Raw genomic sequence first — 22831 nt, 5'->3', positions numbered from 1 at the left:
CAAGACGACGCCTGTGTAGCGAGGCTCGATGACCAATTGCGCGACCGGGGTGACAGGCCTCGACGATATCCTGGCCGGTGGGCTGACCCGCGGCCGTCTGTTCCTGCTCGAGGGCAGCCCCGGCACCGGCAAGACGACGATCGCCACGCAGTTCCTGATGGCGGGCACAGCGGCGGGCGAGCGCACGCTGTACATCACCTTGTCCGAGACCGCCGAGGAACTGCGCGACGGTGCCGCCTCGCACGGCTGGACGCTTGCGCCCGAGCTTACCGTCTATGAGCTCGTGCCGCCCGAAAGCCTGCTCGATGCCGAGCAGCAGCAGAGCCTGCTCTATTCGTCGGATCTCGAGCTTGGCGAGACGACCAAGCGCATCTTCGAAGCGTTCGAGCGGATCAAGCCGACCCGCGTGGTGCTCGACAGCCTGTCCGAGATCCGTCTGCTGGCGCAGAGTTCGCTGCGCTATCGCCGCCAGATCCTCGCGCTCAAACACTATTTCGCCAAGGCCGATGCGACCGTGCTGATGCTCGACGATCTCACCGCCGATGTCGGCGACAAGACCGTTCACAGCGTCGCGCACGCAGTGATCCGGCTCGAAGAGCTGTCGCCCAATTACGGTCCCGAGCGTCGCCGGCTGCGCGTCCTGAAATATCGCGGTCGCAAATATCTTGGCGGCTATCATGACTTCATCATCGCGACCGGCGGCATCCGCGTCTTCCCGCGCCTGGTCGCCGCGGCCTACAAGACCGATTTCTCGCGCGAGATCGTGGCCGTCGACAATGCCCCGCTCAACGCGCTGCTCGGCGGCGGCTTTGCCCGTGGCGCGAGCACGCTGATCCTGGGGCCGGCGGGGACGGGCAAATCGCTGCTGACGCTCGGCTTCGTCAAGGCGGCGGTCGATCGCGGCGAGCGCGCGGCGATGTTCGTGTTCGATGAGGAACTGGGGCTGCTGTTCGAACGCGCGAAGGGGCTCGGGATCGACCTGCAGGCGATGGTCGATGCTGGCAATCTCGCGATCGAACAGGTCGATGCCGCCGAACTGTCGCCGGGCGAATTCTCCGAGATCGTCCGCGCCTCGGTCGAGAAGCACGCGGCGCGCACCGTCGTGGTCGACAGCCTCAACGGCTATCAGGCGGCGATGCCCGAAGAGCAGGCGCTGATCCTGCACATGCACGAGCTGCTGCAATATCTGAACCGGCAGGGCGTGATGACCTTCCTGACGGTCGCGCAGCGTGGGCTGGTCGGCGACATGAAGTCGCCGGTCGACGTCACCTATCTCGCCGATACCGTTATTCTGCTGCGATATTTCGAGGCGCGCGGACGGGTCCGAAGAGCGATTTCGGTCGTTAAGAAGCGGACCGGTCCCCACGAGGATACGATCCGCGAGTTCATGATCGGCGACGACGGGATCAGGCTTGGTGAGCCGTTGACCGGCTTTCAGGGGGTGTTGCGGGGCGTGCCGACCTTGGTGGGGGACGGTGAAGGGCTCCTAGGCACGAAGGCTTGAACGACCGTTGAACCGTACGTTTGCAGAAGGTGCGGTGGTGCTTGCGCCGCGGGGTCGCGACGGCGCCATCGCGCAGGCGATGCTGGCCGAGGCCGGGCTGGCGGCGGAGACCGTGCCCGATCTTGCCGGGTTCGTCGCGACGCTGCGGAGCGGCGCGGGGTTCGCGATCGTTACCGAGGAAGCACTGCGCAATGCCGATCTGCGCGAGCTCGCCGCGTTCCTGACCGACCAGCAGGAATGGTCGGACTTCCCCTTCATCCTGCTGACGGAGCGTGGTGGTGGGCTCGAGCGCAATCCCGCTGCGGTGCGTCTGCTCGAAACGCTCGGCAACGTCACCTTTCTCGAACGGCCGTTCCACCCGACCACGCTGATCAGCCTTGCCAAGGCGGCGTCGCGGGCACGCGTGCGGCAATATCAGGCGCGCAAGCGGCTCGAAGAGATCAATGACGGGCAAGCGAGCCTCAAGCTTGCTCTGTCGGCCCGGTGGACTTGGCACCTGGACGCTGGCGATGCCCTCGCGCACGCTGCGCGCCGCGCACGACAGCAAGGCCCATTTCGGCCGCGGTCAGGGCGATCGCTTCGATTTCGAGGATCTGATCGCGGCGATCCATCCGCAGGACCGCGCCTTGCTCGATGCGGCGCTTTCCGAATCGATCGAGACCGGCGCCGATCTCGATCTCGAGGCGCGCTGCGTGTGGCCCGACGCGTCGCTGCACTGGGTGCAGATCAACGGGCGCGTCGAGCGCGACCTGTCGGGTGCGGTTGTCCAGCTGGTCGGGGTGTCGCACGAGATCACCGAGCGGCGGCAGGATGCGCTGCGCCAGCGCGCGCTGCTCGAACTCGGCGACGCGCTGCGGCACATGACCAATGCCGACAAGATGTCGTTCCTCGCCGCGCGCATTCTCGGCGAGACGATGGGGGTGAGCCGCGCGGGCTATGGGACGATCGACCCGGTGCGCGAGACGATCACCGTCAAGCGCGACTGGAACATGCCTGGGATCGAGAGCATCGCCGGCACGCTGCATTTCCGCGATTACGGATCGTATATCGAGGATCTCAAGCGCGGCGACACGGCCGCGATCGGCGATGTCCGGCTCGACCCGCGCACCGCGGACGGGGCGGGCGCACTCGAGGCAATTTCGGCGCGCGCGTTCGTCAACATGCCGATCCTCGACAACGGCCAGTTCGTCGCCTTGCTTTATCTCAACCATGCGGGCGTGCGGCCCTGGTCGGCGGAGGACATTGCCTTTATCCGCGACGTCGCCAACCGTACGCAATCGGCGATCGACCGCCGCAACGCTGAGACGGCGCTCGCCAATCTGGCGGATTCGCTCGAGCGCGAGGTCGAGGTGCGAACGCGCGAGCGCGATCGAACGTGGCAGAATTCGCAGGATCTGCTCGGCGTGATCGACCCCGAGGGACGCTTCATCGCGGTCAATCCCGCCTGGGCCGAAATCCTCGGCTGGTATCCGCGCGACATGACGGGGCGCCGGTATCTCGAATTCATCCATTCCGACGACGTGACGGCATCCGAAGCGGCCTATCACAAGGCACTCACCGGGCGCCTGCACCAGTTCGAAAATCGCGTCCGACACCGCGATGGGGGATATCGCTGGGTATCGTGGGTGGCATCTTCGGGCGACGGGCTGGTCTACGCCAGCGGGCGCCACATTACCGCGGAAAAGGAGGCGCGGCTCGAGCTCGAGGCGGCGCAGGCGCAACTGCGCCAAGCGCAGAAGATGGAGGCGGTCGGGCAACTGACCGGCGGCATCGCGCACGATTTCAACAATCTGCTCACCGCGATTTCGGGCAGCCTCGAGCTGATGCAGATCCGCGTCCGTCAGGGGCGCACGGGCGATATCGAGCGCTATGTCGAGGCAGCCCAACAGGCGGCGCGGCGCGCCGCGGCGTTGACGCACCGTTTGCTCGCTTTTTCGCGCCGCCAGACGCTCGATCCGCGGCCGACCGACATCAACCGGCTGATCGTCAGCCTCGACGATCTGCTGCGGCGCTCGGTCGGGCCGACGATCGAACTCGAGGTGGTCGGCGCGGGCGGGCTGTGGACCGCGCTGATCGATCCCAACCAGCTCGAAAACGCGGTGCTCAACCTGTGCATCAATGCGCGTGACGCGATGCCGGACGGCGGGCGCATCACGATCGAAACCGCGAACAAATGGCTCGACGATAAGGGCGCGGCCGAACGGCAATTGCCGCCGGGGCAGTACATTTCGCTGTGCGTCACCGATACGGGCTCGGGCATGACGCCCGAGACGATCGAGCGGGCGTTCGACCCGTTCTTCACCACCAAGCCGTTGGGGGAGGGTACCGGGCTGGGCCTGTCGATGATCTATGGCTTCGTGCGCCAGTCGGGGGGGCAGGTCCGCATCTACTCCGAGCTTGGGCAGGGCACCACGATGTGCCTCTATTTCCCGCGCGTGATCGGCCAGGATGCGCTCGACGAGGTCGCGACGCCGAGCGAGGTCGCGCTCCCGCTGGCGAGCGGCGAGACGGTGCTGGTGGTCGATGACGAGGATGCCGTGCGGATGCTGGTGACCGATCTGCTGTCGGACATCGGCTGCAACTATCTCGAGGCGGCCGATGGGCCGGCGGGGCTCGCGATCCTCGAATCGCCGGCGCGGATCGATCTGCTGATCACCGATGTCGGTCTGCCCAAGGGGATGAACGGGCGCCAGCTCGCCGATGCCGCGCGGCAGAAGCGGCCCGATCTCAAGATCCTGTTCATCACCGGCTATGCCGAGAATGCGGTGATCGGCAACGGGCATCTCGACCCCGGGATGCACATCCTGACCAAGCCGTTTCCGATGGACGTGATGAGCACGCGGATTCGCGATCTGCTCGGGACCGGGGCCAAGCGCGCGGACGGCGCGTGACGCGGCGGACCTGCCGGCGTTAGCCTTTCAGCCGCTGCGGCAACCCGGCGATCACGAAATCGACCTGGGATACCGCCGCCGCGACGCGCTGGTTGAGCAGGCCGGCGATGTCGCGGAAGCGGCGGGCGAGCGCATTGTCCGGAACGATGCCGAAGCCCACCTCGTTCGAGACCAGCACGATCGGCGCGCCGATCCGCGCGAGCGTGGCGACGAGCGCGTCCGCGGCGGCATCGGTATCGGCCTCGGCGAGCAGCAGGTTCGACGCCCACAGCGTCAGGCAATCGACGAGCAACGTCGCGCCCGGGCGGTCGGCAGCGGTGATCGCCGCGGGCAGCTCGAGCGGTGCCTCGACCGTCCGCCAGCGTGCGTCGCGATCGGCGCGGTGGCGCGCGATGCGGTCGGTCATTTCGCCGTCAAAGGCCTGCGCGGTGGCGATGAAAACGAGCGCGCCGCCGCGCGCCTCGGCGATCGCCTGGGCGTGGCGGCTCTTGCCCGAGCGCGCACCGCCGAGCACCAACAGGCTTTTCGTGGAGACGGGCATTGGCGGCGTCCTTGTCGCGGGCTTGCGCGTGGCAAGCGGATTGGCGATGGGCATAGGCATGCCGCAAGTCGAGAGCTAGAGCCGTGTCCGCACTGACGATCCATGGCGGCCGCATCGATGCCGCGGCGGCGCGCTATCCGGCGGCGCCCGTGCCGTGGCTCGATCTGTCGACCGGGATCAACCCGAACGGCTATGATCCCGCGGCGCTGACCCTGGCCGACCTGTATGCCTTGCCGTCGCCGAGCCGGCTGGCGACGCTCGAGCGTGCGGCGGCGGCGGCGTTCGGCATGACCTATGGTTCGATCGCGGCGGTGCCGGGGAGCGAGATCGGGCTGCGCTTGCTGTCGACCATGGGACTGCCGGGACCGACCTGTGTCGTCGTGCCGAGCTATGACTCGCACGCTGCGGCTTTTCCCGCCGCGACGCCGGTCGCGCGCGACGCGCTGGCGGGCGCGGAATGGCGCAGCGCCTTGCTTGCCAATCCCAACAATCCCGATGGGCGGCTGATCGCGCCCGAAATGCTGCTCGCGCTCGCCCGGTCGCGCGCTGCGGAGGGCGGTTGGCTGGTGATCGACGAGGCGTTCGCCGATTGCGTGATGGGTGCGAGCGTATTGCCGCTGCTGCGCGAGGACGACCCGGTGCTGGTGTTCCGCTCGTTCGGTAAGTTTTACGGTCTGGCCGGGGTGCGACTTGGTTTCGTCTGTGGTCCCGAAGCGATCGTCGCGCGCTATCGCGAGCGGCTCGGGAGCTGGCCGGTATCGTCCGCCGCGATCGAACTCGGCATCGCGGCGTATCGCGACGTCGTGTGGCAAGCGGCGACGCGGAACGAGCTCACCGCCGCCGCGGTTGCGCTCGACCAAGTCTTGCGGCGGCATGGACTTGCGCCACGGGGTGATTGCCCGCTGTTCCGCCTTGTCGAAACGCCCGCTGCGGCGGACCTGTTCGAACGGCTGGCAGCGGCGGGAATCCTCACGCGCCCGTTCGACTATGCGCCCGACTGGCTGCGGATCGGCCTGCCGGGAAGCGCTGCCGCACTGGCGCGGCTCGATCGGGCGCTTGGCGGTGGTTGAGCCGGTTGCGCTCGGCGCGCTGGCGCTCGATGCGCTGCTTGGCTGGCCGGGCGGGGTGTATGCGCGAATCGGGCATCCGGTCGGCTGGTTCGCGCGGTTGATCGGGGCGTGCGAGGTGCGTTGGAACGGCGCAACACGTTCGCCCCGAGCACGGTGGATCGCCGGGATTTCGACCGTACTGCTGCTGGTGTGCCTGGCCGGTGCGGTCGCTTGGGGGCTGACGCTCGCACTCCGCATCGCCCTTGGGGGTTGGGCGTGGATCGGGATCGCGCTGCTTGCCTGGCCGGGGCTGGCGCAGCGCAGCCTCGACGATCATGTCCGCCCTGTTGCGCGCGCGCTCGAAGCCGGCGATCTTCCCGCAGCGCGGCACGCAGTGGCGATGATCGTCGGGCGCGATACTGCAACGCTCGACGAAGCCGGCGTCGCGCGCGCCGCGATCGAGAGTCTGGCCGAGAGCTTTTGCGACGGCGTGGTCGCGCCGTTCTTCTGGCTGCTGCTGGGCGGCTTGCCGGGGCTGTGGATCTACAAGGCGCTCAACACCGCCGACAGCATGATCGGCCACCGTGAGCCGCGCTGGCGGATGTTCGGCTGGGCGGCGGCGCGCAGCGATGACGTCGCGAACCTCGTGCCCGCACGGCTTGCCGGGGTGATCCTGTGCGTGGTCGGTAGCGGCGGCTGGGCGACGTTGTGGCGCGATGCGGGGAAGCACGCCTCGCCCAATGCCGGCTGGCCCGAGGCGGCGATGGCGGGCGTGCTCGGCGTTCGGCTCGCCGGGCCAATCGCCTATGATGGCGTGCTCGCCGACAAACTTTGGATCGGCACCGGCGCGGTGGCGATCGGTGTGCCCGAGATCCGCCGCGCGCTCAGCGTCTATCGCCGGGGGTGCGCGCTGCTGTGGATCGTGGCAGGGAGCGTCGCATGGGCGCTGTAATGCTGCAGGGGACGGGGTCGGACGTCGGCAAGTCGGTGCTGGTCGCCGGCCTGTGTCGCGCGCTCGCCAATCGCGGGCTCGTCGTCCGCCCGTTCAAACCGCAGAACATGTCGAACAACGCCGCGGTCACCGCCGATGGCGGGGAGATCGGCCGCGCGCAGGCGACGCAGGCGTTCGCCGCGCGCGTCGCGCCGCATGTTGACATGAACCCGGTGCTGCTCAAGCCGCAGGGCGACCGTACCTCGCAACTGATCGTCCATGGCCAGGTGCGCGGGACGCTGGCTGCGGCGAACTGGCGCGAGGGGCGCGCCGGTCTGCTTGACGACGTGCTCGCCAGCTACCGCCGCTTGCGCGCGCAGGCCGATATCGTCGTGATCGAGGGCGCGGGCAGCCCCGCCGAGATCAACCTGCGCAGCGGCGACATCGCCAATATGGGGTTTGCGCGCGCCGCCGGGGTGCCGGTGGTGCTGGTCGGCGATATCGATCGCGGCGGGGTGATCGCCTCGCTGGTGGGCACGCGCGCGGTGATCGATCCGGCCGACGCGGCGATGATCCACGGCTTCCTGGTCAACAAGTTTCGCGGCGATCCCGCGCTGTTCGACGATGGCTATCGCGCGATCGAGGCGCGCAGCGGCTGGCGCGGGTTCGGCGTGGTGCCGTGGCTGCCCGAAGCTGTCCGCTTGCCGAGCGAGGATGCGGTGGTGCTCGAACGCCGCAGCGTCGGCCGCGACGCGCGGATCGTCATCGCGTGCCCGATCACCGCGCGGATCGCCAATTTCGACGACCTCGATCCGTTGCGGCTCGAGCCCGATGTCGAGCTGGTGATGGTGCCGCCCGGTCAGCCGATTCCCGATGCGGCGCTGATCGTGCTCGCGGGATCGAAGGCGACGATCGCCGACCTCGCGTTCGTGCGCGCGCAGGGGTGGGATATCGACATTCTCGCACACCATCGCCGCGGCCGGCCGGTGCTCGGGCTGTGCGGCGGGTATCAGATGCTCGGGCGCGTCGTATCCGATCCGCACGGGATCGAGGGGCCGGTCGGCGCGGTGGCGGGGCTCGGCCTGCTCGACGTCGAGACCGAGATCGGGCGTGCGAAGACCGTCGGCGCCGTCAGCGGGACTGCGCTGGGTGCGGCGTTCGAGGGCTATGAGATCCATATGGGGCGCACCACCGGCCCCGATACCGCGCGTCCGGTCGGGCAGTTCGGCGATGGCCGCGCCGAGGGGGCGATGAGCGCCGACGGGCTGGTGTGCGGCAGCTATGTCCACGGCTTGCTGGGCGATACGCGCCAGCGTGCGGCCTGGCTCGCGCGGATCGGTGTCGAAGGCGGCGGACCCGATCACCGGGTCTCGATCGATGCCGCGCTCGATGCGATCGCCGCGACGCTCGAGCGGCATGTCGATGTGGATGCGCTTATCGCCCTGTCAGGGACGGCACGCGACGATCGCGAGCAATAGGCCGGTCTCGACCAGTTCGATTCCGGCGCCATGGCAATCGCCGCTCACCCCGCCGACGCGCCAGCGCAGCCACAGGGCGAGGCCGAGCACCAGCAGCGGGGCGACGAGCAAAGCGGGGAATATGGTCGTCGCGGCGGCGAGCACCAGCGCCCAGCCGATCAGGTCGCGCAGTCGCACCGCGGTAGCGACGCGCGCGCCCAGCCCGTCGCGGAGCGGCGGCAGCCAGCGCGCCCAGGCGAGCGGCCCGATTCGTGCTGCGAACGGCACGAGGATGACGGGCCACCAGGCAAGACCGGCGAGCGCGTGAAGCAGGACGAGTTTCGCAACCACCTGCAGCACGATCGTGACGACGCCGAAGCTCCCGATATGCGGATCGGCCATCACGGCGAGCAGCCGCGTCCGGTCGCCATGCGCCGCGCCGAGACCATCGGCGAGATCGCCGAGCCCATCGAGATGCAGCGCGCCGGTCACGGCGACCCAGGCGATCAGCGCGGCGAGCGCGCCGACCCAGGGGTCGATCTGGCTCCCCGTCCAGCCGCACGCCGCAATGAGCGCGCCGATTGCCAGCCCGACGATCGGGTAGGCGCGGATCGCGGCCGCAAAATCGCCCGCATCGGCGGCGACGCGCGGCATCGGCAGGCGGGTCAGGAAACCGAACGCGACGATCAGCCGCTTCACGCCGACAGTCCGACGATCTGCGCGACAACGCTCGGTTCGCGCCATACCCGCAGCGACAACAAAGCAGCGTAGGGCAGGTCGATCGACCAGGTCTGCGCCTGCGAAACGCCGCACAGATCGGCGAAGGCGGCGCGCATCGCGCCGGCATGCGTCACCACCAGGGTCGGCACGGTAATGTCGCGGCACGCCGCCGCGACACGCGCAGTCAGGCTCGACCAGCGCTCGCCCTCTGGCGGCGGGTTGGCGTCGGGGTCATCCCAGAAGGCCGAGAGCGCTGCGGGATCGATCGTCGCGGGCGCGTGCCCGTCCCACGCCCCGAAATCGAGTTCGCGCCAGCGCGGGTCGATCGTCACGCCGCGCCCGCGATCCTGCGCGATCGTCTGCGCACAGGCGCTCGCGCGGATCAGATCCGAGCTGACGATCGCTTCGACATCGAGCCCCGCGGCGCGGCCGACGCAATCTGCGAGACCCTGCGAGGTCACCGCGCTATCGGTCCGGCCGAGCAGCGTGCCCGCACGTTCGGGCGCGCCGTGACGCAGCAGATGGAGCAGGACCGGCGCGCTCACGCGCCCGAGACGCCGGCTTCTGCAAAGGTCGCCATCTCGGCATGCGCGGCGAGTGCAGCGCGAATCACCCCGGCGGCAACCGCCGCACCGCTTGCTTCGCCGAGCCGCATGCCAAGGCTCAGCAACGGCGCGAGCCCGAGCTTTGCGAGCAGGCGCGCATGGCCCGGCTCGGCGGAGCAATGCCCGGCGATGCAGTGATCGGTGATCGCGGGGTATGCCGCTGCAATCGGCGCGAGGGCTGCGCTGCAGATGAAGCCATCGAGCACCACGACGACGCCCGCCTGCCGCGCGGCGACGACCGCGCCGGCAATCGCCGCGATCTCGCGCCCGCCGACGCGGCGCAGCGTTTCGAACGGCGTTTGCGGCGCATCGGCGTGGCAGGCGAGCGCAGCCGCGACCGCCGCCACCTTGCGCGCAATGCCGGCGGCGTCGACGCCCGTGCCGGGCCCGACCCAGTCCGCCGCACTGCCGCCGAAGCTGCGCGCACACAGCGCCGCCGCTGCGGTCGAATTGCCGATCCCCATCTCGCCGAGCACGAGCAGATCAACGCCGTCGCGCACCACCGCCGCGCCGGCATTGAGCGCAGCGAGACAGTCCTCGACGGACATCGCCGGCGCGCCGGTGAAGTCGACCGTCGGGCGGTCGAGTTCGAGCGGCACGACGACCAATTCGAGTCCGGCCGCCGCCGCCAGCGCGTTGATCGCCGCGCCACCGCGTTGGAAATTGCCGACCATCTGGGCAGTGACCGCCGCCGGGAATGCACTGACGCCGTGCGCGACGACGCCGTGATTGCCCGCGAATACCGCGACGCGACCATGGTCGATGCGCGGCGATTCCACGCCCTGCCACCCGGCGACGAATACCGCGAGATCTTCGAGCCGCCCGAGCGACCCTGGTGGCTTGGTCAGCTCACCCTGCCGCGCGGCGGCTTGCGCCTGCGCGACACGACTGGGCGCGCGCAGCGCAGTGAGCGTGGACTCGAACGCGGCGATCGAAGCGAAGGCGCTCATTCGACAACGAACCCGGCGGGCGGGGTGCGCGTGATGAAATGGCCCTTCACCCCGGCTGGCCAGCTCCGATAGGCCACCTGGCCCGCGTCGCTCTCGGCATAGAGCCGCGCATAATCGAGGATCGCGCGTGCGGCGTCGGCGCTCGGCTCGAAGCGGCCGAGCACATAGCCGACCTTGCCCGGCGCGCGCAGATGCACCGTGCAGAACTCCTGGCACGCGAACAGGCACGGCATTTCCTGCACTGCGACGTCCTGATAGCCGGGCTCGGCCTGGATCGCGCGCAACGCCTCGACAAGACGCGCGCCGCCGCGCACGCCGGCTCCATCATCCCGTTCATCGGTTGAGAAGCGGCAGGTGTTGCAGGCGACGACGGCAGGTCCGTCACGCACTTCGCGCAGGGTCATGCGAGCACCGTGCGCGGCGCGGCGTCGGGCGCGGGGACCCCGGTCGCGATCAGTATGCGGTACAGCGCATAGAAGACGGCGAGGATCACGGCATTGCGCACGAATTGGCGCTCCAGGATCGGCAGCGACAGCGCCACATCGGCATGGCCGATCACTGGCGCCCAGAGCAGGATGCCGAGTTTGAACATCGCGAACGCGGCGAGATAGGCGATCGCGAGCCGCGCGAGCGTCGAGCGTGCCGGGCCATAGGTGTCGACAACGCTTGCGACGATCGTCCCCGCTACCGCAGCGGTGCCGATCGCAACGCCGGTCAGCGCGGTCGCCGCATCCCAGGGATAGCCCATCGCGCAAAAGCCGATCGCCTGGCTCACCACCCAGGCGGCGAGCATCAGCAGCACCCCATCGCGGCGATCGAGATGCACCGCGGCGAGCGCGGCGAGCGCGGAAAAGGGCGTCGCGCAGGCGAAGATCAGGGTGGTGAGCGTGCTCGCGATCGTGAAGAGCAGAATCCACAGAAGGTCGGCTTGGCGCGTCCGGGTGGCGTTCGTCATCATCGTCTCCTCAAAACCGGCCACGGAAACCGGCATAGACGCTGCGGCTCAGCGTGCCGTAGCGATAGGTCGTCTGATATTGCGCGTCGAACAGGTTTTCGATCCGCCCGAACAGCGCGACGCGCCTGGTGACAGGCAGTTCGGCGCGCAGGTCGATCAGCGTGTACGGCGCAAGGCGCGTGGCGTGCGCCGCGTCGTTGAACGTCTCGCCCGACCAGCGGACCGCGACGCCGCCCGAGATGCCGCTCGGCAGCGTATAGGTCGCCGATCCGTTCGCCGCATTGCGTGGGCGTCGCGCGAGTTGCAGGCCGTAGGTCGCGCCAGGCGACCGGTCTTCCGAGAGCGAATAGGTGTAATTGCCATCGATCAGCAGGCGCTGTCCGAAGCGCAGCGCGCCTTGCGCCTCGACGCCCTGCGCGAGCGCGCGCGACACGTTGGCATAATAACCGTAGCGCGCAATCGCCGTGCCGGGCTGGAAGCAGAACGCGGTCGTCGGCACGTCGGGACAGCTGTCGAAGGTGATCAGATTGGTCGAGCGGCGCTCGAAATAGGTGCCGCCCAGCGTCAGCGCGCCAGCGAACAGATGCTGTTCGACGCCGGCTTCCCAGCCCCTGGCCCGTTCGGGCTGGAGTGTCTGGTTCCCATATTCGGAGAAGAGCTGATAGAGTGTCGGCGCCTTGAACCCCTCGCCATAGCTGGCGCGCAGCGTCGTGCCGCTGCGCAACGCCCATACCCCGCCTGCCTCGAACAGCGTCTTGCTGCCGAACCGGCTATGATTGTCGTTGCGCACCCCACCGCTCAGCGTCAGCCCGTCGAACACCGTGGCGGTGAGCTTGCCATAGACACCGGTCAGCGCGGCGCGGGCCGTATCGGGCGCGGGGATCGGCGTGCCGAGCGCGCCGTCGGGCGAGACGGTGCGGAAGCGCGAAATCTCGCGTTCGACGCCGAACACAGCATCCCAGCCCGCCGCGATGCCGAGGCTCCCCTGATACTCGAGCCGGGCGTTGCGGCCGTTGGCGTCGAAGGTCAGCGGTTGCGGCAGCTCGGGGCTGTAATTGTCGCGCTGGATGTCGGTATAGCCATAGGCGACGCGATTGCGAAGCCGGCCGCCGAACAGATCGACGTTGAGCCCGGCATAGCCGACAAATTGCGTGTCGACCGAAAAGTCCGAGGAATCGCCGTCAAAGCCATCGAGCTCGACGCGGCCATGCGCATAATAGCCGCGGACGTCGGCGCTGATCCCGTCGGCCAGCTTGAGTTCGGCGCGCCCGGTCACGCTCTGATTGGTATAGCCGTCGGTCTCCGTGCCGCCGAACGCCGGCGCAATGGCCGAGATTCCGGCGGTGGTGAAGCTTTGCGCGCCGACCCGGAAGGTCAGCGGCCCGGCCTTGCCGCCGATCGCGGCGCGCGCGCTGACCGTCTCGCGCGAGCCGGCTTCGACATCGAAGCTCCCCTCGATAGCCTTTTGCGGCAGCGCGGTGACGATGTTGACCACGCCGCCGATCGCCTGGCTGCCCCACAGGATCGATTGCGGCCCGCGCAGCACTTCGATCCGGCTGGCGTCGCCGGTCAGGAGGTTGGCGAAATTGTAGCCGCCGCCGGGCGAGGACGGATCGTTGAGCTTGACCCCGTCGATCACGACGACGGTCTGGTCGGTCTCGGCGCCGCGGATCCGGAGCGATGTGTTGGTGCCATAGCCGCCATTGCGCGACATGCTGACGCCGGGCGTGCGCACCAGGAGCTCGGTGACGCCGATGTCCTGGCTGCGATTGATCGCGGCCTTGTCGAGCACCGTGACCGAGGCGGCGACGCGCTCGATCGCGGTCGGCACGCGCGTCGCGGTGACGACGATGTCGGTGGCGGAATTGGTCGGCACGTCGCTCGCGGCATCGGGGCGGGGCGCCTGTTGGGCGTCGTCCGGTTTGGCCGGCGCGTCCGCATAGGCGGGCGCTGCGAAGAGCAGGCCGAGCAGGAGTCCGGCGGTCGGTGGGTAGAATCGTTTCATGGCAGTCCCCGCTTTCAGACGATCGAAGGCCTGAATCGCGAAGGAGGGAGGGCGCGAACCATCCCGCCTGCGCGATGCAGGTCGGCGATGTCGTCACGCGGGGGTCTTCCCCGTTCGCTCGGCGCACCCTGGCCGGTCGAAAGACGACTGCGACGGGCAGGTCTCCTGGCTCACGGGTCAACGCTGTTCCGGCCGCCTTCTCAGGACCAGAAGGTCCCAATGGCAAATGGTCGGGCAACTCGCCGCTTACAGTTGCAGGGGCAGCCGGGGTTTTCCCGTTCCCTTTTCATCCCCGTCGCCGGGGAACCTGTCGCAACACGCCGCCTAGCGCTGAGGCCGATAGCGGTCAATCACATGGGTTAGCGACAGGCGCGGTCCCGCGCGCGCTCTTCTGCTCGCGCGCGGTTCGCGGCGGCGCGATGCGGTTGGTGCATTTCCTTGCCGTTTGGTGCTAGTCCTGGCGCAGGCAATGACCCTTTGAGCGGGAGTCTGGCGTGCGTCTCCTGATTGCCGATCCCGATGCGCGCGCCGCGCATCAGCTCGCCGAGGCGCTGCGTGCCTTCGGGCACGAGGTGGTCCTGGCGGGTGATGGGCGCATGGCGCTCGTTTTGGCGACGCAGGAGACGTTCGGCGCGGTGCTGCTCGAACTGATCCTGCCCTATGTCGGCGGGGTCGAGATCACGCAGGCGCTGCGTGAGCGCGGGCTCGACATGCCGGTCGTCCTGCTGAGCGTGCATGGCGATCTTCCCGACCGGGTCGCCGGGCTCGATGCGGGCGCCGACGATTATCTCGTCAAGCCCGTCGCCGCGATCGAGATCGATGCGCGGCTGCGCGCGATCCAGCGGCGCGCGGCACGGACCGGCGGGCACGGCGTGATGCGGTCGGGCGATATCGAGGTCAACGAGATCAAATATCGCGCGGTGCGCGCGGGGCGTACGCTGGCGTTGCCCAAGCTTGAATTCCAGATGCTGTGCGAGCTGATCCGCAACAAGAATGCGATCGTCACGCGCGCCATGTTCTACCGCAACGTCTGGGGTTACGAGGGCGAGCCCGCGACCAACGTCGTCGAATCTTATATCCGCCGGTTGCGCGCGCATCTGAATGCGGGCGGCGCGCCGGACCCGATCGAGACGATCCGCGGCGTCGGCTACATGCTGGTCGAACACGGCTGAGCGCGCGGCCCCTCGTTCGACGGACGCAGGCAAAGAAAAACCCGGCCCGAGCGATGCTCGGACCGGGTTGTTCTGGCTGGTCCCGAGGGATCAGAACTTGGCGGAAAGCTCGAAGCCGTAGGTCCGCGGCGTGTTGAAGTTGCCATAGTCGCCGAGGACGCCGCCGTATGCCGTCGAGATCAGCTGGCCGTTGGCGCCGTAGTTCTGCACCGGCGTCGAGTTCGCCGACGAGCGGCGATAGACGTAGGTCGTGTCGAGCAGGTTGCGTGCCCAGACCGAGACGGTGACCTTGTTATGGTCGTTCACCGCGATGTCGGCAAGCGCGAGGCGACCGTTCATCACGAAGCTGGCGTCGGTCTTGGTGTTCTCGAGCTGGAAGCTGTACTGGCTGCTCGCATAGTTGCCGTCGAGGTGGAGACGGATGCTCGCGTCACCGACGTTGATCGGCATGACATAATCGATCGCCCCCGAAGCCGCATTCTTAGGCGTGTAGACGATGTACAGCTGCTGCAAGCCGCCGCCGAGCGGGTTGATTGCCGACGGTGCCTTCCAATAGGTGTAGGCATACGACCCGGTCAGCGTGAGCTGCGGGATCGGCTTGACGGTCAGATCAGCCTCGATGCCGCGGATCTTCGAATTGCCGGCATTGGTGGTCTGCTCGATATGGCTGCCGTTGGTCACGCTCGACCCGTTCGTGTCGAAATAGTCGAAGTCGAACTGCGTGTTGCTGCGGTCCATGATGTAGCCAGCGATGTTGAAGCGCGCACGGTGATCCCAGAAGTCGGCCTTGGCGCCGATTTCGTACGACTTGACCGATTCCGGACCGAAGGCGTTGAACTGGAGCGAGCGATCGTTCGCACCACCGGCGCGGAAGCCGGTCGCATATTTTGCGTACAGATGAACATCACGCGTTACGTCGAATGCGATGTTGAACATCGGATCGAAGCGGCTGATGCTGTTCTTGAAGGTGAACGGTGCGACCACGCCCGCCGCACCGGCAAGATCGGTGCGGTTGTTGATGACGTAGAGGCTGCCGTGACGGTCGTCCTTGGTCCAGCGACCGCCTGCCGTGATGTGCAGCACGTTGCCGAGCGCCTCGGGCGAGAAGGTCAGGTTGCCGAATACCGAATAGTTGTGGTCGGTCGCGGCGCTGGCGCGCGTGATGAACTGGCAGCTGTTGGCGAATTGCGGCGCCGTTGCAGCCAGCGTGTTGTTGCACGATGCGTCATACTGCTGATAGCCCGAGTTCGCCCCCGAGATCGCGGTCGAATTGCCCGGGATCGGGCTCCGGACCGTGTAGGCGGTGCCGTTCGCGTTCCACTGGTTGGTCAGCGGGGTCGCGGCATACTCGCTCGCCTGTTCGGTGTAGTAATAGGCGCCGACGACATAGTCGAACTGCGGCACGCTGCCGACCGCCTGGAATTCCTGGCTGAACTGGTGCTGCTTCAGGTACGACAGGCTGTAGCGGCTGAACGTGCCGGTGGTGTTGATCGCGGTCGGGTTGGCGGTGTTGACCACGAACGGCGAGAACGAGCTACGCTCTGGGCCGCCCGAATTGTCCCACTGGTCGGTGCGCACGCCGCGCCATGCGGTGATCGAGCGCAGCTCGATCCATGGTGCGAGCTTGTACTTCAGATTGGCCGAGAAGCCGTGCGTGATGTCGAGGCTTGGCTGCTGCGGCACGCCCACATCGGCAACGTTCTGGCGCTCGGGATGGACGCCGACGAGCGGCGCCTTGGGCGCGATGCAGGCTACGCGGCCAGCCGCGGCCTGTGCCGGGGTGATGGTGCCGCCGCAGGCAGTGTTGGTGCCTGGGAGGAACAGCGAGGTGCCAAGGACGCCGGCGGCGTTGGTGTACGACCCGACCTGATAGCCGTTCGGGTTGTAGTTGAGCAGCTGGCTGTAGTTCGGCGTATTGTCGTCGCGCGCATAATCATACGCGAGGTCGGCAGTGAAGCCGTCGATCGGCTGCCAGCGCGCGGCCGCGCGGCCGCCCTTGCGGTCGTAATAGTTCCAGCCGGTCGAACCCGCGAGCGGATCCTTCACGGTCGGATCCTGATGCTGGTACACGCCGTCGAACTTGAGCGAGATGTTGTAGAAGGTCGGCAGGTCGAGGTGCAGGTCGGTGTTGCGGCTGCCGTAATTGCCGACACCGGCGGTGACGCGCGCGTCGAACACGCCGGTCGGCGCCTTCGAGACAAGCGACAGCGCGCCGCCTTCGGTGTTGCGGCCGAACAGCGTGCCCTGCGGACCCTTCAGCACTTCGATGCGCTCGATGTCGAACAAGGCAGCGTTGAGGCCCTGCGTCTTACCAAGCGCGACGCCGTCGATATAGACGCCGACGCCGCCGTCACGCGCGGTCTGGTTCTGATCGTAGGGGACGATGCCGCGGATACCGATCGTCAGCGCCGACTGGCGCGCCTCGAAGGTCGCGACGCGGAGCGACGGGATCGAGCCGTCGGCGAGGTTGAACAGGCTGAGCACGTGACGATCGGCGATGCCCTGCGCGCTGAGCACGCTGATCGAGATCGGTGTCTTCTGCAGGTTGGTTTCGCGGCGGGTCGCGGTCACGACGATGTCACCGATGCCGGCGCCCTGATCGGCGGGCGCCTCGGCGGTCGGCGTGGTTGCCTGGGTATCAGCAACGGGTGCGGTGGCCGCAGCGTCGGTGGCCGGAGCGGTCTGCGCCAGGGCTGGCGAAGCGGTGAGAGCGATCAGCGCGCCGCCCATGAGCAGCTGCAGGCGGAAGCCCGAACGAACAATCATTGTGATATCCCCTGAACCAGGCGGGCCCTCTGGCCCCGGTCCGGCTCGGCTAGCGCCGAATTGGGTCAGGAATGTTACGTCTGCGGTCACTGCAGGATAATGAGCCTATCATTTTCGTGTCATATTTCCTCGCGCTAGGGGCGGCCAGGGCGCAAAGTCCGTCGCGTTTCATTGCGGTTTCGTCACAATGCGGACCGCACAGCACTTTCCTGGAAGCATCTTAGCCACGCGGCATTTCGCTTATCCGCGGGAGTGCGGCTAACTTGTCACACGGTATGGGTCTCGCTGGTCGTGCGATGTGCTCTGGATCGCCCGTCCGGTATGGGGCGAGTCGCCGCGCCGATACCTGTTTTGCGCCACGCGGCCTTTGCGACTAGAGCGCGTCGCGTCATGTCTATATCTTCCCTCACCGCAATCGGTCTCGACTTCGGCACCACCAATTCGGTGGTCGCGCTGTCGCAGGGTGGCGTCGCCGAGCTCGTCGGGCTCGATACCCCCGACGCGCGCGATCCGGTCTTCCGTTCGGCCTTGTGCTTCTGGGAAGACGATGGCCGCCATGTCGGCGTGCCGAGCGGCCTCGCCGCCGATGCCGGTCCATGGGCGATCCGCGAATATCTCGAATTCCCGCAGGACAGCCGCTTCCTGCAATCGTTCAAGTCGGTGGTGGCGAGCGCGAGCTTCGAATTCGCCAATGTGTTCGAACGCCGCCTCAAGTTCGAGGAGCTCGGCCAGCTGTTCCTCGCCAAGCTTGCTGCGCGGGCCGGCGGGGCGCTCGACGGGCAGGCGACGCGCGTTGTCGTCGGGCGCCCGGTCGAATTCGCGGGCAGTCGCCCCGACGAGACGCTCGCACGAACGCGCTATGACGCGATGTTCGCGGGGCTCGGTGCCGAGATTCACTATGTCTATGAGCCGATCGGCGCGGCGTTCAGCTATGCCTCGCGGATCAGCGACCCGGCGACGATCCTGGTCGCCGATTTCGGCGGCGGGACGAGCGATTTCTCGGTGGTCCACATCGCAGCACCCGGCGCGGCGCGGCGCTGCACCCCGCTCGGCGCGGCGGGTGTCGGGATTGCGGGCGACCGCTTCGACTATCGGATCGTCGATCATCTCGTCATGCCGTTGCTCGGCAAGGGCGGGTCGTATCGCTCGATGGGCAAGGTGCTCGATATTCCGGGCGGCTATTTCCACGATTTCAGCGACTGGTCGCGGCTTGCGCTGATGCGCAACCGCCGCACGCTTGCCGAGCTCGACAAGCTCCACCGCAACGCGGTCGACCCCGATGCGATCACGCGGATGATCGCGGTGATCGAGCAGGAGCTTGGTTATCAGCTGTACGACGCGGTCGGCCAGGTGAAGCGCGCGCTGTCGAGCAGCGAGGATGCGCATTTCCATTTCGCCGGGGCGGGGCTCACGGTCGAGGCCGATGTCACGCGCGCCGAGTTCGAAGCGTGGATCGCACCCGACATCGCGCGGATCGGCGACGCGGTCGACCGCGCGCTCGCCGTTGCGGCAACCCCGGCGAGCGCGATCGACCGCGTCTTCCTGACCGGCGGCACCTCGCTCACCCCGCGCATTCGTCGCCTGTTCGATGAGCGCTTCGGTGCGGAGCGGATCGCGACCGGCGGGGAACTGACATCGATCGCGCACGGTCTCGCCTTGATCGGCCAGCAAGATGATCTTGCAGCGTGGGCGGCATGAAAAGGACGATACGATGACCGACCGGGTAAAAGTCTATTTCGACGGCGGCTGCCGGCCCAATCCGGGCAAGATGGAATATGCCTATGTCATTGTCGGCGTGGCGCATGCCGAGCTCGACGCCGGCACGGGATCGAGCATGGATTCGGAATGGCTCGCGCTGATCGCCGCGCTGAAGGGCGCGCAGGCGCTCGGCCTCACCGACTTCGTACTGCTCGGCGATTCGGTCGCGGTGATCGACATGGCCAATGGTCGCACCAAATGCCGGGGCGACAGCGTGCCGCATCTGGCGGCGTTCCGCGCGCTCTTCGCCGACGGCGCCATGCCCAATCTGCGCTACATCAAGCGGACGCAGAACCTCGCCGGCATCGCGCTGGAGCGCGCGCGGGCGCGGTGACGCTGCTCTACAGCTTCCGCCGCTGCCCGTATGCGATGCGGGCGCGGCTGGCGTTGCTCGTCAGCGACACCCGCTTCGAGCTTCGCGAGGTCGTGCTGCGCGAAAGCCGGCGGCAATGCTTGCGGCATCGCCCAAGGCGACGGTGCCGGTGCTCGTGCTCGCCGACGGCTCTGTGATCGACGAGAGCCTCGACATCATGCTGTGGGCGCTCGCGCGGAACGATCCCGAGCGGTGGCGGGATGGGTATGACGCGGCGCTGGTCGCGCGCTTCGATACGGACTTCAAGCATCATCTCGACCGCTACAAATATGCCGAGCGCTACGGCGTCGACGCGATCGCGCATCGCGACGCCGGGCTCGCGTTGCTGGAGATGCTCGAGAACCGGCTGATTGCGACGCGCTGTTTGAGCGGGGCGGACCGCACGCTCAGCGATATGGCGATCCTGCCGTTCGTCCGGCAATTCGCTGCGGTCGATCGCGGCTGGTTCGAGACTCAGCCGATCGCGCACGTCCGGGCGTGGCTCGCGGCGCTGGTCGCATCCCCGCTGTTCGACCGCGCGATGCAGCGGCTCGAACCCTGGGTGCCGGGCGACGTGCCCATCCGCTGGTGATTCCGCGCCGCTGGGGCGGCAGGCGACCATTCGCCACTCCGCGCGCAGCGAACCTATCGCGTTTCCAAGGGGATCGGCTAGAGTCGTCGGGAATCGGCGCACGGTGTCGTCGCAGGAGGTGGCATGCAGCGTTCCGGTCTTACCCGCCTGCTCATGGTTGCGCTGCTGGCGGGCCCGGCGGGTGCCGTCAGCGCGCAAACCGCCCGCGGCGTCGGGGGCTATGAGTCGGTCGATCCGATGATCGGCACCGGCGGCGAGGGGCATACCTTTCCCGGCGCGGTCGCGCCGTTCGGGATGGTGCAGCTGAGCCCCGACACCAATACCGACTGCAAGATCCGCGATTGCTACAAATGGGCGGCGGGCTATCGCTACACCGACACCAGCATCACCGGGTTCAGCCACACACATTTCTCGGGTGCGGGGCATTCGGATCTGGGCGACGTGCTTGTCATGCCCGCGGTTGGCGCAGACGATGCGGTCAAGCTCGAACCCGGCGACGTGGCCACGCCCGGCTCCGGATACCGCTCGCGCTTCGATCATGCGACCGAGCGCGCGACGCCCGGCTATTACGCCGTCACGCTGAGCGATCCCGGCGTCCGTGCCGAGCTCACCGCGGGGACGCGCGTCGGCGTCCATCGCTATACCTTCCCGGCCGGCAAGCCGGCGCATGTGATCGTCGATCTGCGCTCGAGCATCTACAATTACCCCGGCAAGATCCTGTGGTCGTCGCTGCGCATGCTGCCCGACGGGACGATCATCGGCGCGCGCGAGACGCGCGGCTGGGCCCCGGCGCGCAAACTGTTCTTCGCGATGCGCTTTTCGGCGCCGCTCACCGGTCATGCCTTCCGCAATACCGAGGCGGCGATCGCGTATAAGGGCTTCCAGGGGCCGGGGCGCGGCGATCCGGGCGTAGCGCAGCTTGCCGGGCAGGCGCTCGTCGCGCGGCTCGATTTCGGCACGCTCGCGAAACCGCTCGAAGTGCGTGTCGCAATCTCGGGCACCGACGAAGCCGGCGCGCTCGCCAATCTCGCCAGCGAGAGCGGCAGCTTCGACCAGGTCCGCGCGGCGACCAGAACGGCCTGGGACAAGGCGCTCGGTGCGGTCGAGATCGACGCTGCGCCGGCGATGCGCAAGACGCTCTACACCGCGCTCTATCACAGCCTGATGGCGCCGAGCGTGTTCGGCGATGTCGACGGCCGGTATCGCGGTCCCGACGACCAGGTCCATCTGGCGAAGGGCTTCACCTTCCATTCGACCTTTTCGCTGTGGGACACGTTCCGCGCCGAGCATCCGCTGCTGACGCTGATCCAGCCCGCGCAGCGCAACGCCGATTTCGTCAATTCGCTCGTCGCCAGCCGGCAGGCGAGCCCGTTCGGCATCCTGCCGGTATGGCAGTTCCACGGTCGCGAGACCTGGACGATGATCGGCTATCACGCCGCCCCGGTGATCGCCGATGCCTATCTGAAGGGGATCAAGGGGTTCGACGCGAACGCCGCGCTCGATGCGATGGTCGCGAGCGCCGATCATGCGCCCTATGGCGGGATCGGCGATTACAAGGCGCTCGGCTATGTCCCGATCGACCGCGAGCCCGAGGCGGCGTCGAAGACGGTCGAATATGCCTATGACGATTGGAGCATCGCGCGGATGGCGCGCGCGATGGGGCGCACTGCGATCGCCGATCGCTTCGACAAACGCGCGCGCAACTGGCGCAACAGCTTTGATCCGCAGACCGGCTTTGTCCGTGCGCGCAAGGCCGACGGCAGCTTTCGCGTGCCGTTCGATCCGACCGCGATCAATTACGGGAGCGACTATACCGAGGGGAATGCCTGGCAATATTCCTGGTTCATGCCGCAGGACGAAGGCGGCCTGATCCGCGCGCTCGGCGGCGATGCGGCGACCGTCAAGAAGCTCGACGCGATGTTCGACTATGACAATTCGAAAATCGATTACAGCCACGCCGAGGATATCGCTGGCCTGATCGGCCAGTACATTCACGGCAACGAGCCGAGCCACCACGTCGCCTATCTCTACGCCTATGCCGGCGCGCCGTGGCGCACGCAGGCGCGGCTCGCGCAGATCGTCGCGAGCCAGTACAAGCCGACCCCCGACGGCTTGGCGGGCAATGACGATCTCGGCCAGATGTCGGCGTGGCTGCTGTTCACCGCGATGGGCTTCTATCCGGTCGCGCCAGGGAGCGGCGAATACGTGCTCGGGCGGCCGTTCGCCGACCGAACCGTGCTCCATCTGCCGAACGGCAAGCGCTTCACGATCGAGGCGCCGGGGCTGTCCGCGGTGAACCGCTATGTCGGCAGCGTGACGCTCAATGGCGCTCGGCTCGAACGCTCTTTCGTGCGGCATATCGAGATTGTCGCGGGTGGCGTGTTGCGCTTCATGATGGCGGCGCGACCCAATACGGCATGGGGAAATGCGGCGGCGGCGCGGCCCTATTCGATCACGCCGTATGCGGTGACCGAACGGCGCTGAGCGCCCCCCGTTCCTGTACTGCCGCCTATTTTGAAGTTGATTTCCAGAGACTTAACTTCGATCAATTTCGCATAAAGGTTGTTTCACCAGGGAAACAAT

Annotated in this window: 17 protein-coding genes, 1 pseudogene and 1 riboswitch; of the genes and pseudogenes, 10 read left to right on the top strand and 8 right to left on the bottom strand. The window is 67.7% G+C overall.

Annotated features, from left to right (window positions below):
- Positions 1–28: 28 nt before the first annotated feature.
- Both ACVWYO_RS08595 and ACVWYO_RS08590 read left to right on the top strand, forming a co-directional pair.
- On the top strand, positions 29–1504 hold the full coding sequence (locus tag ACVWYO_RS08595) for an ATPase domain-containing protein (protein WP_457349891.1): 1476 nt from the start codon (positions 29–31) through the stop codon (positions 1502–1504).
- Between the two features lie 443 nt (positions 1505–1947).
- Positions 1948–4395, top strand: coding sequence for a PAS domain-containing protein (locus tag ACVWYO_RS08590; RefSeq protein ID WP_457349889.1), 2448 nt, complete (start codon positions 1948–1950; stop codon positions 4393–4395).
- A gap of 19 nt (positions 4396–4414) precedes the next feature.
- Here the strand turns inward: ACVWYO_RS08590 and cobU are convergent, their stop codons facing one another.
- Positions 4415–4936, bottom strand: a complete 522-nt coding sequence (gene cobU / locus ACVWYO_RS08585; protein ID WP_457349887.1) for a bifunctional adenosylcobinamide kinase/adenosylcobinamide-phosphate guanylyltransferase — start codon at positions 4934–4936, stop codon at positions 4415–4417.
- Positions 4937–5019: 83 nt separating this feature from the next.
- Between cobU and ACVWYO_RS08580 the strand changes: the two genes are divergently transcribed.
- The 3 genes from ACVWYO_RS08580 to ACVWYO_RS08570 are packed head-to-tail and all read left to right on the top strand — an operon-like array spanning position 5020 to position 8394.
- A complete protein-coding gene (locus tag ACVWYO_RS08580; protein ID WP_457349885.1) occupies positions 5020–6006 on the top strand; it encodes an aminotransferase class I/II-fold pyridoxal phosphate-dependent enzyme in 987 nt (328 codons plus the stop codon).
- The gene (gene cbiB / locus ACVWYO_RS08575) at positions 5999–6937 is read left to right on the top strand and encodes an adenosylcobinamide-phosphate synthase CbiB (protein ID WP_457354918.1); all 939 of its coding nucleotides are present in this window, start codon (positions 5999–6001) and stop codon (positions 6935–6937) included. Before ACVWYO_RS08580 ends, cbiB begins: the two co-directional genes overlap by 8 nt.
- Positions 6925–8394 carry a cobyric acid synthase gene (locus ACVWYO_RS08570; RefSeq protein WP_457349883.1) on the top strand — a complete coding sequence of 490 codons (1470 nt, stop codon included), beginning with the start codon at positions 6925–6927 and terminating at the stop codon, positions 8392–8394. The genes cbiB and ACVWYO_RS08570 overlap by 13 nt, the downstream gene beginning before the upstream one ends.
- Here the strand turns inward: ACVWYO_RS08570 and cobS are convergent.
- Genes cobS through ACVWYO_RS08540 form a run of 6 tightly spaced genes read right to left on the bottom strand, consistent with a single transcriptional unit; the run spans position 8362 to position 13608 of the window.
- Entirely contained in the window at positions 8362–9072 is a 711-nt protein-coding gene (cobS, locus tag ACVWYO_RS08565) for an adenosylcobinamide-GDP ribazoletransferase (protein WP_457349881.1), read from the bottom strand. The genes ACVWYO_RS08570 and cobS overlap by 33 nt on opposite strands.
- Positions 9069–9638 carry a histidine phosphatase family protein gene (locus tag ACVWYO_RS08560; protein ID WP_457349879.1) on the bottom strand — a complete coding sequence of 190 codons (570 nt, stop codon included), beginning with the start codon at positions 9636–9638 and terminating at the stop codon, positions 9069–9071. Before ACVWYO_RS08560 ends, cobS begins: the two co-directional genes overlap by 4 nt.
- Entirely contained in the window at positions 9635–10648 is a 1014-nt protein-coding gene (cobT, locus tag ACVWYO_RS08555; protein ID WP_457349877.1) for a nicotinate-nucleotide--dimethylbenzimidazole phosphoribosyltransferase, read from the bottom strand. Before cobT ends, ACVWYO_RS08560 begins: the two co-directional genes overlap by 4 nt.
- On the bottom strand, positions 10645–11052 hold the full coding sequence (locus ACVWYO_RS08550; protein ID WP_457349875.1) for a DUF1636 domain-containing protein: 408 nt from the start codon (positions 11050–11052) through the stop codon (positions 10645–10647). Before ACVWYO_RS08550 ends, cobT begins: the two co-directional genes overlap by 4 nt.
- Entirely contained in the window at positions 11049–11603 is a 555-nt protein-coding gene (locus ACVWYO_RS08545; RefSeq protein ID WP_457349873.1) for a hypothetical protein, read from the bottom strand. Before ACVWYO_RS08545 ends, ACVWYO_RS08550 begins: the two co-directional genes overlap by 4 nt.
- A gap of 10 nt (positions 11604–11613) precedes the next feature.
- Positions 11614–13608: a TonB-dependent receptor plug domain-containing protein gene (locus tag ACVWYO_RS08540; RefSeq protein ID WP_457349871.1), complete on the bottom strand. Its 1995-nt coding sequence runs from the start codon at positions 13606–13608 to the stop codon at positions 11614–11616.
- A 138-nt stretch (positions 13609–13746) separates the two neighbouring features.
- Positions 13747–13934, bottom strand: a riboswitch (cobalamin riboswitch).
- Positions 13935–14102: 168 nt separating this feature from the next.
- Here ACVWYO_RS08540 and ACVWYO_RS08535 point away from each other — a divergent pair.
- Positions 14103–14780, top strand: coding sequence for a response regulator transcription factor (locus ACVWYO_RS08535; protein WP_457349869.1), 678 nt, complete (start codon positions 14103–14105; stop codon positions 14778–14780).
- Between the two features lie 90 nt (positions 14781–14870).
- Here ACVWYO_RS08535 and ACVWYO_RS08530 read toward each other — a convergent pair whose 3' ends face one another.
- Entirely contained in the window at positions 14871–17546 is a 2676-nt protein-coding gene (locus tag ACVWYO_RS08530; RefSeq protein ID WP_457349867.1) for a TonB-dependent receptor, read from the bottom strand.
- A 390-nt stretch (positions 17547–17936) separates the two neighbouring features.
- On the opposite strand from ACVWYO_RS08530, the gene ACVWYO_RS08525 reads away from it, so the two are divergent.
- The 4 genes and pseudogenes from ACVWYO_RS08525 (at position 17937) to ACVWYO_RS08510 (ending at position 22732) form a co-directional block, all read left to right on the top strand.
- A complete protein-coding gene (locus tag ACVWYO_RS08525; protein WP_457349865.1) occupies positions 17937–19244 on the top strand; it encodes an Hsp70 family protein in 1308 nt (435 codons plus the stop codon).
- Between the two features lie 13 nt (positions 19245–19257).
- The gene (locus tag ACVWYO_RS08520; protein ID WP_457349863.1) at positions 19258–19638 is read left to right on the top strand and encodes a reverse transcriptase-like protein; all 381 of its coding nucleotides are present in this window, start codon (positions 19258–19260) and stop codon (positions 19636–19638) included.
- A 35-nt stretch (positions 19639–19673) separates the two neighbouring features.
- Positions 19674–19798, top strand: a pseudogene (locus ACVWYO_RS08515) (glutathione S-transferase N-terminal domain-containing protein); the annotation flags it as partial.
- Between the two features lie 573 nt (positions 19799–20371).
- Positions 20372–22732, top strand: a complete 2361-nt coding sequence (locus ACVWYO_RS08510) for a GH92 family glycosyl hydrolase (protein ID WP_457349861.1) — start codon at positions 20372–20374, stop codon at positions 22730–22732.
- Positions 22733–22831: the final 99 nt, after the last annotated feature.

The sequence above is a fragment of the Sphingomonas sp. UYP23 genome (assembly GCF_054059235.1).
Note: the sequence above shows the minus strand (reverse complement) of the source record. Positions and strands in the feature narration are given on the sequence as shown.